This window comes from Cellulomonas iranensis NBRC 101100 = JCM 18110, from assembly GCF_001552375.1.
In the GTDB taxonomy this organism is placed as follows: domain Bacteria; phylum Actinomycetota; class Actinomycetes; order Actinomycetales; family Cellulomonadaceae; genus Cellulomonas; species Cellulomonas iranensis.
The window spans coordinates 1-12982 of record NZ_BCRB01000008.1 but is presented as its reverse complement, the minus strand read 5'-3'; the positions used below and the strand labels follow the sequence as shown (position 1 = coordinate 12982).

General features: G+C 76.4%; 16 protein-coding genes and 1 riboswitch. Of the genes, 15 read left to right on the top strand and 1 reads right to left on the bottom strand.

Annotation, left to right across the window (positions count from 1 at the left end):
• The first annotated feature begins 57 nt into the window (after window positions 1-57).
• Window positions 58-191, top strand: a riboswitch (FMN riboswitch).
• Between the two features lie 85 nt (window positions 192-276).
• The 8 genes from ribD (at window position 277) to CS2_RS02445 (ending at window position 6205) form a co-directional block, all read left to right on the top strand.
• Complete coding sequence (gene ribD / locus CS2_RS02480) at window positions 277-1356, top strand: bifunctional diaminohydroxyphosphoribosylaminopyrimidine deaminase/5-amino-6-(5-phosphoribosylamino)uracil reductase RibD (protein ID WP_070318751.1); 1080 nt, start codon at window positions 277-279, stop codon at window positions 1354-1356.
• On the top strand, window positions 1356-1970 hold the full coding sequence (locus CS2_RS02475; RefSeq protein ID WP_070318750.1) for a riboflavin synthase: 615 nt from the start codon (window positions 1356-1358) through the stop codon (window positions 1968-1970). The genes ribD and CS2_RS02475 overlap by 1 nt, the downstream gene beginning before the upstream one ends.
• Window positions 1967-3376: a GTP cyclohydrolase II gene (gene ribA, locus CS2_RS02470; RefSeq protein ID WP_233421040.1), complete on the top strand. Its 1410-nt coding sequence runs from the start codon at window positions 1967-1969 to the stop codon at window positions 3374-3376. The genes CS2_RS02475 and ribA overlap by 4 nt, the downstream gene beginning before the upstream one ends.
• Window positions 3373-3837 (top strand): 6,7-dimethyl-8-ribityllumazine synthase, encoded by a 465-nt coding sequence (gene ribH, locus CS2_RS02465; protein ID WP_070318749.1) that lies wholly within the window; start codon window positions 3373-3375, stop codon window positions 3835-3837. The genes ribA and ribH overlap by 4 nt, the downstream gene beginning before the upstream one ends.
• 1 nt (window position 3838) lies before the next feature.
• Window positions 3839-4537, top strand: a complete 699-nt coding sequence (pnuC, locus tag CS2_RS02460; RefSeq protein WP_046528390.1) for a nicotinamide riboside transporter PnuC — start codon at window positions 3839-3841, stop codon at window positions 4535-4537.
• Window positions 4538-4604: 67 nt separating this feature from the next.
• Window positions 4605-4868, top strand: a complete 264-nt coding sequence (locus CS2_RS02455; protein WP_046530525.1) for a phosphoribosyl-ATP diphosphatase — start codon at window positions 4605-4607, stop codon at window positions 4866-4868.
• 40 nt (window positions 4869-4908) lie between these two features.
• Window positions 4909-5757 (top strand): ATP phosphoribosyltransferase, encoded by an 849-nt coding sequence (gene hisG / locus CS2_RS02450; RefSeq protein WP_046528391.1) that lies wholly within the window; start codon window positions 4909-4911, stop codon window positions 5755-5757.
• Window position 5758: 1 nt separating this feature from the next.
• On the top strand, window positions 5759-6205 hold the full coding sequence (locus tag CS2_RS02445; RefSeq protein ID WP_046528392.1) for a PH domain-containing protein: 447 nt from the start codon (window positions 5759-5761) through the stop codon (window positions 6203-6205).
• An 81-nt stretch (window positions 6206-6286) separates the two neighbouring features.
• On the opposite strand, the gene CS2_RS02440 is transcribed toward CS2_RS02445, so the two are convergent.
• Window positions 6287-7444 carry a DUF3866 family protein gene (locus CS2_RS02440; protein WP_070318748.1) on the bottom strand — a complete coding sequence of 386 codons (1158 nt, stop codon included), beginning with the start codon at window positions 7442-7444 and terminating at the stop codon, window positions 6287-6289.
• Window positions 7445-7516: 72 nt separating this feature from the next.
• Between CS2_RS02440 and CS2_RS02435 the strand changes: the two genes are divergently transcribed.
• From CS2_RS02435 to CS2_RS02405, 7 genes are all read left to right on the top strand, one after another.
• Window positions 7517-8563, top strand: coding sequence for a helix-turn-helix transcriptional regulator (locus CS2_RS02435; protein ID WP_070318747.1), 1047 nt, complete (start codon window positions 7517-7519; stop codon window positions 8561-8563).
• The gene (locus CS2_RS02430) at window positions 8556-9536 is read left to right on the top strand and encodes a helix-turn-helix transcriptional regulator (RefSeq protein WP_070318746.1); all 981 of its coding nucleotides are present in this window, start codon (window positions 8556-8558) and stop codon (window positions 9534-9536) included. The genes CS2_RS02435 and CS2_RS02430 overlap by 8 nt, the downstream gene beginning before the upstream one ends.
• 1 nt (window position 9537) lies before the next feature.
• Window positions 9538-9870 carry a hypothetical protein gene (locus tag CS2_RS02425; RefSeq protein ID WP_070318745.1) on the top strand — a complete coding sequence of 111 codons (333 nt, stop codon included), beginning with the start codon at window positions 9538-9540 and terminating at the stop codon, window positions 9868-9870.
• Between the two features lie 128 nt (window positions 9871-9998).
• Window positions 9999-10304 (top strand): twin-arginine translocase TatA/TatE family subunit, encoded by a 306-nt coding sequence (tatA, locus tag CS2_RS18395; RefSeq protein WP_046530526.1) that lies wholly within the window; start codon window positions 9999-10001, stop codon window positions 10302-10304.
• Window positions 10305-10344: 40 nt separating this feature from the next.
• Window positions 10345-11157 carry a twin-arginine translocase subunit TatC gene (gene tatC / locus CS2_RS02415; protein ID WP_070318792.1) on the top strand — a complete coding sequence of 271 codons (813 nt, stop codon included), beginning with the start codon at window positions 10345-10347 and terminating at the stop codon, window positions 11155-11157.
• The gene (locus CS2_RS02410; protein WP_070318744.1) at window positions 11154-12068 is read left to right on the top strand and encodes a diacylglycerol/lipid kinase family protein; all 915 of its coding nucleotides are present in this window, start codon (window positions 11154-11156) and stop codon (window positions 12066-12068) included. Before tatC ends, CS2_RS02410 begins: the two co-directional genes overlap by 4 nt.
• Before the next feature lie 31 nt (window positions 12069-12099).
• Window positions 12100-12982 (top strand): DEAD/DEAH box helicase (locus tag CS2_RS02405; RefSeq protein ID WP_156441961.1); only part of this gene is annotated, 883 nt, incomplete at its 3' end.

The following is a 12982-nucleotide window of genomic DNA, read 5'->3' as shown; positions in this document are numbered from 1 at the left end:
GTCGTGGGCGGTGCGCGTGGCGGGAATGACCGCTGTGGCATCATCGTTGCAGAACACACACGTGCTCCGGGGTCGGTGAAAGTCCGAGCCGGCGGTGACAGTCCGCGACCCGTGAGCCCCGCGAGGGGCGAGCGGTTGACCTGGTGGAACTCCAGGACCGACGGTGAAAGTCCGGATGGGAGGAGACGCGTGCACGGTGCGCCCCTGCGCGCGCCGTGACGGTGCGTCGTACGCCCGTGCACCCCGGAGCCTGTCGAGGCGACGGAGGTGCGGGGCATGGTGACGACGACGGCGGACGTCCGCCCGTGCGAGCTGGCCGCGATGACGCGTGCGCTGGAGCTCGCGTCGCGCGGTCCCCTGGGGCCCAACCCGCGTGTGGGCTGCGTGCTGCTCGCCGCCGACGGCACGGCCCTCGGGGAGGGCTGGCACCGGGGGGCGGGCACGCCCCACGCCGAGGTCGCGGCGCTGGCCGACGCCCGCGAGCGCGGCGCGGACGTGCGGGGTGCGACGGCCGTGGTGACGCTCGAGCCGTGCGACCACGTGGGCCGCACGGGGCCGTGCTCGCTGGCGCTGCTGGCGGCGGGCGTCGCGCGGGTCGTGGTGGGCGTGGCGGACCCGAACCCGGTCGCGGCCGGGGGTGCGCGGCGGCTGCACGACGCGGGGGTCGAGGTGGTCACGGGCGTGCTCGCGGACGAGGGCGTCGCGGCGCTGGGGGCGTGGCTGCCCGCGGTGACGCGCGGGCGCCCGTTCGTGACGCTGAAGCTCGCGGCGTCGCTCGACGGTCGGGTCGCGGCGGCGGACGGCAGCAGCCGGTGGATCACGTCGGACGTCGCGCGGCGGCACGCGCACGGGCTGCGCGCGGAGGTGGGGGCGATCGTCGTGGGGACGGGTACGGCGCTGGCCGACGACCCGTCGTTGACGGCGCGCACAGGTGACGGGTCGCTCGTGGAGCACCAGCCGCTGCGGGTCGTGGTCGGGTACCGGGACGTGCCCGCCGACGCGCGGCTGCGCGGCCCGGGTGGCGAGCTGGTCCCGCTGCGCACGCACGAGCCGGAGCGGGTCGTCGCGGCGCTGCACGCGCGCGAGGTGCGGCACGTGCTGGTCGAGGGCGGGCCGACGCTGGCGGCGGCGTTCGTCGCGGCGGGCCTGGTCGACGAGGTGCACGCGTACGTGGCGCCGGTGCTGCTCGGCGCCGGGCCGGCCGCGCTGGGCGACCTGGGCGTGCGCTCGATCGAGGACGCCGTGCGGCTGGTGCCGCGCGAGGTCCACCCGCTGGGGACCGACGTGCTGGTCGTCGCGACCCCCGAACCCCGGTCGGCCGCGCACGCGTCCGCCACGTCGCTGGAGGAGCGCTGATGTTCACGGGCATCGTCGAGGAGCTGGGCACGGTCGTCGCGCTGGAGGCCGGTGCGGACGCGGGGGGTGACGCGCGGCTGCGGGTGCGGGGCGACCTCGTGACGTCCGACGCGCACCTGGGGGACTCGATCGCGGTGAGCGGCGTGTGCCTGACGGTCGCGGAGCTGCCGGGTGACGGCACGTTCGTCGCGGACGTCATGCCGGAGACGTTGCGCCGCTCGGCGCTGGGCGCGCTCGTCGTGGGGGACCGGGTCAACCTGGAGCGGGCGCTGGCGGTGGGCGGCCGGTACGGCGGGCACGTCGTGCAGGGGCACGTCGACGGCGTCGGCGTGGTGCGCTCGCGCCGTCCGGGGCCGCGCTGGGACGAGGTCGAGATCGGTCTCGACCCGGCGCTCGCGCGGTACGTCGCCGAGAAGGGCTCGGTCGCGGTGTCGGGCGTGTCGCTGACGGTGACGCACGTGGGCGACGACGTGTTCGGGGTGTCCCTGATACCGACGACGCTGCAGGTCACGACGCTGGGGAGCCTGGCTGCGGGCGCGCCGGTGAACCTCGAGGTGGACGTGCTCGCGAAGTACACCGAGCGGCTGCTCGCGACGTCCGGGGCGCTGCGGTGAGCGGGCACGTGCCGGGTGAGGTCGGGGACGAGGTCCGCCTGGGCACGGTCGAGGAGGCGCTCGACGCGCTGCGGGCGGGCCGTCCCGTGCTCGTCGCGGACTCCGCGGACCGGGAGGACGAGGCGGACGTCGTGCTCGCGGCGCAGTCCGCGACGCCCGAGTGGGTGGCGTGGACGATCCGCCGCTCGTCGGGCTACCTGTGCGCGCCGATGCCGGCCGAGCGCGCGGACGCGCTCGACCTGCCGCTCATGGTGCCGAGCAGCCAGGACCCGCGCCGCACCGCGTACACCGTGACGGTCGACGCGGCCACGGGCGTGACGACGGGCATCTCGGCGGCGGACCGGGCGCGCACGCTGCGCGTGCTGGCCGACCCGGCGTCGGGCCGCGGCGACCTGATCCGCCCCGGGCACGTGCTGCCGCTGCGCGCGGTGCCCGGGGGCGTGCTGCACCGTGCAGGGCACACCGAGGCCGCGGTCGACCTGTGCCGGCTGGCCGGCCTGGAGCCGGTCGGGGCGATCGCCGAGCTGGTGCGCGACGACGGTCGCATGGTGCGGCTGCCGGAGGCGTCGGCGATCGCCGCCGAGGCGGGCCTGGTGCTGCTGACGATCGCGGACCTGCAGGCGTGGCGCCTCACGCACGACGACGTCGCACCCGCCGCCGGCACCGCCCCGGAGCAGCCGCGCGTGCACGCGACGCACACCGCGTACCTGCCGACCGCGCACGGCGAGTTCCGGGTGCACGGGTACCGCGACCTGCGCACGGGTGACGAGCACGTCGCGCTCGTGGCGGCCTCGGGCCTCGTCGACGAGCCGCCGGTGCGCGTGCACTCCGAGTGCCTCACGGGCGACGCGTTCGGCTCGGCCCGGTGCGACTGCGGCCCGCAGCTCGACGCGGCCCTGCGGATCGCCGCCGCGGAGGGCGGCGCGGTCGTCTACCTGCGGGGGCACGAGGGGCGGGGGATCGGGCTGCTCGCGAAGGTCGCGGCGTACGCGCTGCAGGACGCGGGCCGCGACACGGTCGAGGCGAACGTCGACCTCGGCTGGCCCGCGGACCGGCGCGAGTACGGCGCGGCCGCCGCGATCCTCACGGACCTCGGCGCGCGCCGCGTCCGCCTGCTGACGAACAACCCCGCCAAGGTCACGGGCCTGCGCGCGCACGGCGTCGAGGTCACGCAGGTGCGGGCGCTCGAGGTGGGACGCACCCCGCACAACGAGGCGTACCTGCGCACCAAGGCCACGAGCATGGGGCACCTGCTGCACCTCGACGACGCACCGGACGCCCCCGGTGCGTCCGGGACCCCGGCGCCCGGCGACCCCGTGCGGGTCGACCCGGTGCACGCCGCGCCCACGACCGTGGGCGCCGACACGACCGACCACGCGTTCGACCCCCTGGAGGAGCTGGCATGAGCGGCGCAGGATCGCCCACCCTGGACGTCGACGGCACCGGGCTGCGCGTCACGGTCGTCGCCGCGAGCTGGCACACGACCGTCATGGACGGCCTGATCGCCGGGGCCCGCCGAGCGCTCGACGACGCGCACGTCACGGACGTGCGCGTCGTGCGCGTGCCCGGCACGTTCGAGCTGCCCGTGGCCGCGGCGCGCGCCGCGCAGGACGCCGACGCCGTCGTGGCGCTGGGCGTCGTGATCCGCGGGGGCACGCCGCACTTCGAGTACGTGTGCCAGGCCGCGACCGTGGGCCTCACGGACGTCGCTGTGCGCACGGGCGTGCCCGTCGGCTTCGGCGTGCTCACGTGCGACGACGAGCAGCAGGCGCTCGACCGCGCCGGGCTGGCCGGGTCCCACGAGGACAAGGGCGCCGAGGCCGCGCAGGCCGCGGTCGCGACGGTCGTCGCGCTGCGGGGGCTGTGACGTGGGCCCGCTCGGCTGGCTGTTCGACGCGACGCTGACGGTCGCGGGGTACGACGTGCTGTGGCGCGAGATCGTCGGCAACCTGTTCGGCCTCGCGGCCGCGGTCGGCGGCCTGCGACGCCGCGTGTGGGCGTGGCCCGTGGGCGTCGTGGGCAACGTGCTGCTGTTCACGGTGTTCCTCGGGGGCGTGTTCCACACGCCGCAGCAGACCGACCTGTACGGCCAGGCCGGGCGGCAGGTGTTCTTCGTCATCGTGTCGGTGTACGGCTGGGTGCGGTGGCGCGGCGCGCAGCGGGCCGCGGCCGCGGGCGGCGACGCCGACGCACCGGCGGTCGTGCCCCGCTGGGCCGGTCGCTCCGGCTGGCTCCTCATCGGCTCGGTCGCCGTGGTCGGCACCGCCGCGTGCGCAGCGGTGTTCTCGGCGCTCGGCTCGTGGGGCCCGTGGGCGGACGCGTGGATCTTCGTCGGCTCGATGCTCGCGACGTACGGCATGGCCCGCGGCTGGATCGAGTTCTGGCTCATCTGGATCGCGGTCGACGCGGTCGGCGTCCCGCTGCTGCTGTCCGCCGGGTACTACCCGTCGGCCGTGCTCTACGCGGTCTACGGCGCCGTCGTCCTCTACGGGTTCGTCGTGTGGTGGCGCGCCCGGGACACGGCCGCCGCGGCCGACGCCGTGGACGAGCGCGTCCCGACCGCCTGACGTCCGCACGTCCGCGGACGTGGACGGCGGCGCGACCCGCGCCGTCGCGCGTCTAGGCTGGTCGGTCGTGAAGACCTTCGACGCGCTGTTCGCCGAGCTGTCCGACAAGGCCACGACCCGCCCCGCGGGCTCGGGCACGGTCGCCGAGCTGGACGCGGGCGTGCACGCCATCGGCAAGAAGATCGTCGAGGAGGCCGCCGAGGTGTGGATGGCCGCCGAGCACGAGTCCGACGAGCGCGCCGCCGAGGAGATCTCCCAGCTGCTGTACCACCTGCAGGTGCTCATGCTCGCCAAGGGCCTGACGCTGCAGGACGTGTACACGCACCTGTGACGCGCCCCCACCTCACCCCACCGAACCACCCGAGGACACCGTGCTGAGGATCGCCGTCCCCAACAAGGGCTCGCTGTCGGAGCCCGCCGCCGAGATGCTGCGCGAGGCGGGCTACCGCCAGCGCCGCGACTCCCGCGAGCTCGTGCTGCCCGACCCGGACAACGACGTCGAGTTCTTCTTCCTGCGTCCCCGCGACGTCGCCGTCTACGTGGGCGCCGGCACGGTCGACGTCGGGATCACCGGCCGCGACCTGCTGATCGACTCCGCGTCGGAGGCCGTCGAGCACCTGCCGCTCGGCTTCGCGCGCTCGACGTTCCGGTTCGCCGGCGCCGCCGGTCGCCTGACCGACGCGCGGCAGATCGCCGGGCTGCGCGTCGCGACGTCGTACGCCGAGCTCGTCGCGGCGTACCTGCGCGAGCGCGGCGTCGAGCCCGAGGCCGTCGTGCGCCTCGACGGCGCCGTCGAGTCCGCGATCCGCCTCGGCGTCGCCGACGTGATCGCCGACGTCGTCGAGACCGGCTCGACGCTGCGCGCCGCGGGCCTCGAGGTCTTCGGCGAGCCGATCCTGCGCTCCGAGGCCGTGCTCATCCGGCGCGCCGACGTCGACCAGCCCGCGGGGCTCGACACGCTCACGCGGCGCCTGCAGGGCGTGCTGACCGCGCGCGAGTACGTCCTCATGGACTACGACGTGCCGCTGCACCTCGTCGACGACGCGGTCGCGATCACCCCCGGCCTCGAGTCGCCCACGGTGTCGCCGCTGCACAACGGCGAGTGGGCCGCGGTGCGCGCGATGGTGCCGCGCAGCCAGACCAACCGCGTCATGGACGCGCTGTACGACGTCGGCGCGCGCGCGATCCTCGTGACCTCCATCCTCGCCTGCCGGATCTGACGTGCCCACGCCCGACGACGCGCTCGCCGCACCGTTCCGCCCGCGCCTCGCGCGCGTCGTGACGCTCGCGGTGGCCGTCGTCGTGCTCGCGCTCACGGCCGTGCTGGTGCTGACCATGCCGGGGCTCGCACCGCTCGACCAGACCGGGTTCGCGCTGTTCGGGCTGCTCATCGCGTGGTTCTGCTGGCGGCAGGCGTCCGTGCGCGCGGTGCCCGACGCGACGGGTCTGCTGGTGCGGAACCTCCTCGTCACGACGCACGTCGACTGGGCGCAGATCGTCTCGGTGCGCTTCGGTCAGGGCCGGGCCTGGGTGCAGCTCGACCTCGCCGACGGCGACACGCTCGCCGTCATGGGCGTGCAGCGCGCCGACGGCGCGTTCGCCGAGCAGGAGGCCCGCCGCCTCGCGACGCTCGTGGCCCGCCGGACGACGACCGCCCGCGACGACTGACTGACGGCCGCGCGCGGGCCCGACGAGCGACCAGGTCGCCCCGCACGCTCGGCCGCGGCGTCCGACCGGGGGAGCGGACCGTCAGCCCGCGCGCACCGCGTGCACGCCCGCGACGGCCGCCGCGAGGAACGCGGCCGGGTCCGCGTCCAGCCGCCGCCCCATCGTCGACAGCGTCACGGGGGCCTCGCGCAACGCGTCCAGCAGCGCGTCGTCGGCGGCGACGCGCACCGCGCGGTGCCGCCCCCGCGGTGCCACGAGTGTCGCGACCTGCGCGTCCACCCGGTCCGCGAGCGCCGCCCACGCACCCGACCCCGGTTCGGCGAGCAGGTCCTGCGGCGTGCCCGGCAGGTCGGGCGCGAAGGCCGGCACGACGACGTCGCAGGCCGCGAGCGCGACGCGCCCGTAGGCGGTCAGGGAGTGGTGCGACACCCCGAGGTGCCGCTCGCGCGCGTCGGCGCCCGAGACCCGCAGCGACGCGACGGGCCGACCGCCGAGGGTCGCGGCCGCGTTGAGCGCCTCGCCGGCGGCGACGCCCGAGAAGCCCCACCGGGTGCCGGTGCCGAGGTTCCCGGGGCCCTGCGCGACGACCACGAGGTCCGCGTCGAGGACGTGCCGCGCGGCGAGCAGCCCGGTGTGCACGGTGACGGCCTCGAGGTCGCCGCCGAACGCCTGGCCGGTGGTCACGCACGCGTCGATCCACCCCGCGGTGCGCAGGGCGTCGACCGCGCGCGAGAACCACGCCGGCAGCGCACCGCCGTCGGTCATGACGTACACCACGCGGGGCGCGGGGCGCCCGGCGGTCGCGGCCGCGGCGCGCGCACCGGCGACCACGGCGGGCAGCGCCGAGTGCAGGTCCGCCACGACGACGGGCATCCCGGCGAGGTCGTCGGCGTCGCGCAGCACGTCGTGGTGCGGGGACTCCTGGTCGTCGACCCCCAGGACCATCGCCTGCAGCGGCGTGTACCGCGCCTTGACGAGGTGACCCGGTCCGGGCAGCGGGTCGGGCACGAGCGCGTCGGTGCGGGCGACCACCAGCGCGTACCCGCCGGTGCCGAGCCCGCGGACCAGCGCGGTGACGTTGAGCAGCACGCGCGCGCCCGGCACGACCTCGCCCACGAGGTGCGGGTAGGACAGCGCACGCACCGTGCGGTCCTCGCCCTCGAGGGCCACGGTCGACTCGCACGCACCGTCCCACCGGGCCCGGCACTCCGTCACGACTCCGGCACGCCACGCGATCACGCGCCCACGGTACCGGCGCGCCGCACGTCACCGGGTCGGGCGGGGCGCCCGCTGCGACTACCGTGGTGCCCGATGCCCCCCGCGATCCCCCCCGCCGAGCGCCTGCTCAACCTCGTCATCGCCCTGGTCAACACGCCGGGCCGGATGACGAAGGAGCAGGTGCGCTCGTCCGTGGCCGGGTACGGCGACGCGCGCTCCGACGACGCGTTCGAGCGGATGTTCGAGCGCGACAAGGACACGCTGCGCGACCTGGGCATCCCGGTGCTCACGGTGACGCACGCGGGGCACGGCGACGACATCGGCTACCGCATCGACGTCGAGCACTGGTCGCTGCCCGCCGTCGAGCTCACGGCCGCCGAGCTCGGCGTCCTCGCGCTCGCCGCGCAGGTGTGGCAGGACCAGTCGCTGCGCGCCGACTCGACGCGTGCGCTGACCAAGCTGCGCGCCGTCGGTGCCGAGCCGGGTGCGGCCGACCTGGTCGCGGGTCTCGCGCCGCGCGTGCGTGCGGGTGGCGACGCGTTCGGACCGCTCGTCGACGCCGTGCAGAACCGGCAGGCCGTGCGCTTCACGTACCACGCGGCGACGACGGGCGAGGTGCGCGAGCGGCGCGTCGAGCCGTGGAAGCTGCTGGCGCGCCGCGGCGGCTGGGTGCTCCTCGCCCGGGACCGCGACCGCGGGGCGAGCCGGTCCTTCCGCCTCAGCCGCATCCGGGGGGCCGTGCGGCCGCTCGGCCCTGCCGGGGGGTTCACGGCTCCGACGCCCGAGGAGCTCGCGGACGCGTCGCGCGCGTGGGTGGGCGACGGGCCCGAGCGCACGGCGCTGCTGGCGGTGACCCCGGAGCGCGCCGGTGCCGTGCGCGCCCGCGCCGTGCCGGTGCCGCCCGACGTGACGCTGCCCGTGGGCGCCGACCGCGTGCTCGCGGGGCGTGAGCTCGTCGCGGTGCCGTACCGGCTGGGCTGGGAGCTCGCCGAGGAGGTCGTCGGGTACGGCGACGCGGTGGTCGTGCTCGAGCCGGCGGACGTGCGCGACCAGGTCGTGGGGATGCTGCGGGTCGCCGCGACGCTCGACCGCGCGGGTGCGCGCGTGAGCGGCGGCGTGGAGGAGGTGCGCGGTGCCTGAGCGCGCGAGCGACCGCCTGGTGCGGATGCTGGGGATCGTGGCGTACCTCGAACGGCACGACGACGTGCCCGTCGAGCAGCTCGCGGCGCAGTTCGGCGTCCCGCCCGAGCAGGTGATGGCCGACATCGACACGCTGTGGGTCACGGGCACGCCGGGCTACCTGCCGGACGACCTCATCGACTTCGACGCCGCGTCCTACGAGCAGGGCGTCGTGCGGCTGACCGAGTCGCGCGGCATGACCCGCCCGCTGCGCCTGGGGCCTCGCGAGGGCGTCGCGCTGCTCGCGGCCCTGCGCTCGCTCGCCGCGCTGCGGCCCGCGCTCGACGCCGACCGCGCCGCGGCCCTGGACTCGGTGCTCGCCAAGGTGCAGGCCGCCACGGGCGACGCCACGGCCGCGGCGCCCGTCGAGGTCGAGCTGCAGGTCGGCGCGGCGCCCGCGGTGGCCGCCGCGATCGGCACGGCGCTCGCCGAGCGGCGTCGCCTGCGCCTGCGGTACGTGGACGCGTCGGACGTCGTGACCGAGCGCGACGTGGACCCGGTGCGCCTCGTGAGCGAGGACGACCGCTCGTACCTGCTGGCGTGGTCGCTCGCGGCCGACGCCGAGCGGCTCTTCCGCCTCGACCGCGTCGTCGAGGCGACCGTGCTGCCCGACGCGGCGCAGTCGCACGACGTCGCGGCCGACGCCGACGTGTTCCAGCCGGACGCGTCGGGCGAGCTCGTGACCGTCCGGCTCGCGGGCCGCGCGCGCTGGGTGGCCGAGTCCGTGCCGGTCGAGCGCACGCACGAGCGCGGCGACGGGTCGTTCGAGGTCGAGCTGCGGGTCGTGCAGCCCGCGTGGTTGCGGCACCTGCTGCTGCAGGTCGCGGACGACGTGCTCGACGTGCGCCCCGTCGAGGTGGCGCAGGACACGGCCGCGGCCGCACGTGCGGCGCTCGACGCCTACGCGCCGCTGCTGGGCGCGGGGGAGGTCTGACGTGCTCTGGTTCACCGTGTGGACGCTGCTCGTGCTGGGCACGCTCGGCGGCGCGTTCCTGCTGGGTCGGCGCCTGTGGCGCTCCCTGGTGGGCCTCGGCGAGGAGCTGGCCCGTGCCGGCGAGGTGGCCGAGCGCGTGTCGCAGCAGGCCGCGGAGCTCGAGGCCCGCGCCCGCGACGCCCAGCAGGAGATCCGCCCCACCCTGGGGGCGGACGCCGACGTGCTCGGTGCGCGGCTCGAGGAGCTGCGCGCGGTGCGCCGCCGGCAGCGCGCGCAGCGACGTGCGCGGCACCGCGACACCGTCGCCGACGCGTCGCGCCGCTGGTTCGGCTGAGGCCGGCGGTCACCCCCGCGGAGGTCACGAATCGGGACGCATCCCGGCGAAGCGCTTCGACAACCCCGGGCCACCCCGTAGACTCGGACCGGTCAGCACCGCCACCCATCCGAGGGAACGGACTCGTCATGAGGCTCACCCCGACGCACGCCGTCATCCTGCTCGTCGTCGTCCTGCTGCTGTTCGGCGCGAACCGGCTGCCGGGAGTGGCGCGGAGCATGGGGCAGTCGCTGAAGATCTTCAAGAAGGAGATGCAGGACCTCACGGGTGACGGCACGTCGACGTCCGCACCCGCCACGCCTGGTCCCGCGACGACGACCTCCACGACGACGCCTCCGGCCCCGGGTGCGCCCGACCCGGTCGCCACCACGGCACCCGAGGGCTCCGAGGTCCCCCCGCCGCCGCCTGCACCGCCCGCCGCGCCGCGCTCCTGACCCGCCCGTGACCCGCACGCCCGCCGCCGACGGCGGCCGGATGCCGCTGCGCGCGCACCTGCGCGAGCTGCGCCGGCGGCTCACGCTCATCGCCGTCGGGCTCGTCGTCGGCACGGTCGTCGGCTGGTTCTTCTACGACCCGGTGTTCCAGCTGCTGCAGCGGCCCATCCTGGACGTCGCCGCCCGGCGCGGGGACACCGTGTCGCTCAACTTCCAGGGCGTCGCCACGGCCTTCGACGTCCAGATCAAGGTCTCGCTGTTCCTCGGGGTGCTCGGCACGAGCCCGTGGTGGATGTATCAGCTGTGGGCCTTCATCACGCCGGGGCTCACGCGCCGCGAGCGCGGCTACGCGGTCGGGTTCATCGCCGCGGGCGTGCCCCTGTTCCTCGCGGGCGCCGCACTCGCGTTCTGGGCGCTGCCCAACGCGGTGCGCCTGCTCACCGACTTCGCCCCCGCCGAGACCACCAACTGGGTCGACGCGCAGCTGTACCTCAGCTTCGTCATGCGCATCGTCCTCGCGTTCGGCGTCGGGTTCCTGCTGCCGGTCGTCATGGTCGCCCTGAACTTCGCCGGGCTCGTGCGGGCACGCGCCTGGCTGGCGGGCTGGCGGTGGGCGGTCGTCATCGCGTTCACGTTCGCGGCCGTGGCCACGCCCACACCTGACGCGATCTCGATGATCGTGGTGGCGATCCCCATCTGCGTGCTGTTCTTCGTCGCGATCGGCGTGTGCCACCTGCACGACCGCCGGCTCGACCGCCGGCTCGTCGCGCAGGGCCTGCCGCGGCTCGACGGCACGATGCCCGGCGAGGACGCCGACGCGCGAGGTGGCGGCGCCGCACCGGGCACCGCGTGAGCACGCTCGGCCTCGTGGTCAACCCCGTCGCGGGCGACGGTCGCGGCGGCGTCGTGGGGGAGCGCACGCACCGCCTGCTGGCGCGCGCCGGGCACACCGTCCGTGACCTGTCCGCGCCGAGCCTCGTCCAGGCGACCGACCGTGCGCGCGCCGCCGTGACCGAGGGCCTCGACGCGCTCGTCGTCGTCGGCGGCGACGGCATGGTGCACCTCGGTGTCGGCCTCGTCGCCGGCACCGCGCTGCCGCTCGGGATCGTCGCCGTCGGCACCGGCAACGACGTGGCCCGCGCGCTCGGCCTGCCGCGCGGCGACGCCGACCGTGCCGTCGCGGTCCTCGACGGCGCGCTGCGCACCGGCGCCCGCCGCGTCGACGCCGTCCGCGTGACCCGCAGGGGCGACGGCGAGGTCCGCTGGTACGCGGGCGTCCTGTCGTGCGGCGTCGACGCGGCCGCCAACGCGCGGGCCAACACGCTGCGCTGGCCGCACGGCCACGCGCGGTACGTGCGCGCCCTGGTCCCCGAGCTCGCGGCGTTCCGGCCCTACGGGTACCGCGTGCGCGTCGACGGCACGCTCTGGGAGTCTCCCGGCACGGTCGTCGCGGTCGCCAACACCGCGTGGTTCGGCGGCGGCCTGCGCGTCGCACCCGGGGCGACCCCCGACGACGGGCTGCTCGACGTCGTCGTCGCGGGACCGCTCACGCGCCGCGACGTCGTCGGGCTCTTCCCGCGCCTGTACCGGGGCAGCCACGTCCACGACCCGCGCGTGCAGGTCCTGCGGGGGTCGCGCGTCACGGTCGAGCACGCGCCCGACCTCGGCCCCGCGCCGCCCGCCGCGTTCGCGGACGGCGAGCACCTCGGAGCCCTGCCGCTCGAGGTCGAGGTCGTGCCGGGCGCGCTCGGCGTGCTCGGCTAGCGCACCGGCACGGCGTGCCTAGGGTGGGCGCGTGCCCTCCCGTCGCCGCCGCACCCGCAGCACGTCCGCCGCCGCACCCGCGGCCCGGACCACCAGCCCCGCCGAGCCGTCGCCCGCCGAGCGCTACGCCGCCGCACGCCGCCGCGCCGGGGCCGACCGCGGCGAGCTCGCGACGTTCCGCGACCGCCTCGACTTCCCGCTCGACGACTTCCAGGTCGAGGCGTGCGCGGCGCTCGAGCGTGGCAGCGGCGTGCTCGTCGCCGCCCCCACGGGCGCCGGCAAGACCGTCGTGGGGGAGTTCGCGGTCCACCTCGCGCTCGCCGCGGGCCGCAAGGCGTTCTACACGACACCCATCAAGGCCCTGTCGAACCAGAAGTACGCCGACCTCGCGCGCGTGCACGGCGCCGACCGCGTCGGCCTGCTCACCGGCGACACCAACGTCAACGGCGACGCCGACGTCGTCGTCATGACCACCGAGGTCCTGCGCAACATGCTGTACGCCGGGTCACCCGCGCTCACCGGGCTCGGGTACGTCGTCATGGACGAGGTGCACTACCTCGCCGACCGGTTCCGCGGGCCCGTGTGGGAAGAGGTGATCATCCACCTGCCCGACGACGTGCAGCTCGTGTCCCTGTCCGCGACCGTGTCGAACGCCGAGGAGTTCGGCGACTGGCTCGCGACCGTGCGCGGCGACACCACGGTCGTCGTCAGCGAGCACCGCCCCGTGCCGCTCGGGCAGCACGTCATGGTCGACGACCGGCTCCTCGAGCTGTACGCGGGCCACGTCGACCCCACGGACCCCGGCGTCGACCCGCCCATCAACCCCGACCTCGCGCAGCTCCTGCGCCGTCAGCTGCCCGGCGGGCCGCCGCGCCGCGGGCCCGGCGACCGCGGCGGCCGCGGACGCGGCGGCC

Excerpts from the sequence above, each read along its gene's own strand:
- tatA (WP_046530526.1), top strand. The coding sequence starts at position 9,999 with ATGAGGCTCACCCCGACGCACGCCGTCATCCTGCTCGTCGTCGTCCTG.
- CS2_RS02435 (WP_070318747.1), top strand. The coding sequence starts at position 7,517 with ATGCCCCCCGCGATCCCCCCCGCCGAGCGCCTGCTCAACCTCGTCATC.
- CS2_RS02475 (WP_070318750.1), top strand. The coding sequence starts at position 1,356 with ATGTTCACGGGCATCGTCGAGGAGCTGGGCACGGTCGTCGCGCTGGAG.
- ribH (WP_070318749.1), top strand. The coding sequence starts at position 3,373 with ATGAGCGGCGCAGGATCGCCCACCCTGGACGTCGACGGCACCGGGCTG.
- ribD (WP_070318751.1), top strand. The coding sequence starts at position 277 with ATGGTGACGACGACGGCGGACGTCCGCCCGTGCGAGCTGGCCGCGATG.
- tatC (WP_070318792.1), top strand. The coding sequence starts at position 10,345 with ATGCCGCTGCGCGCGCACCTGCGCGAGCTGCGCCGGCGGCTCACGCTC.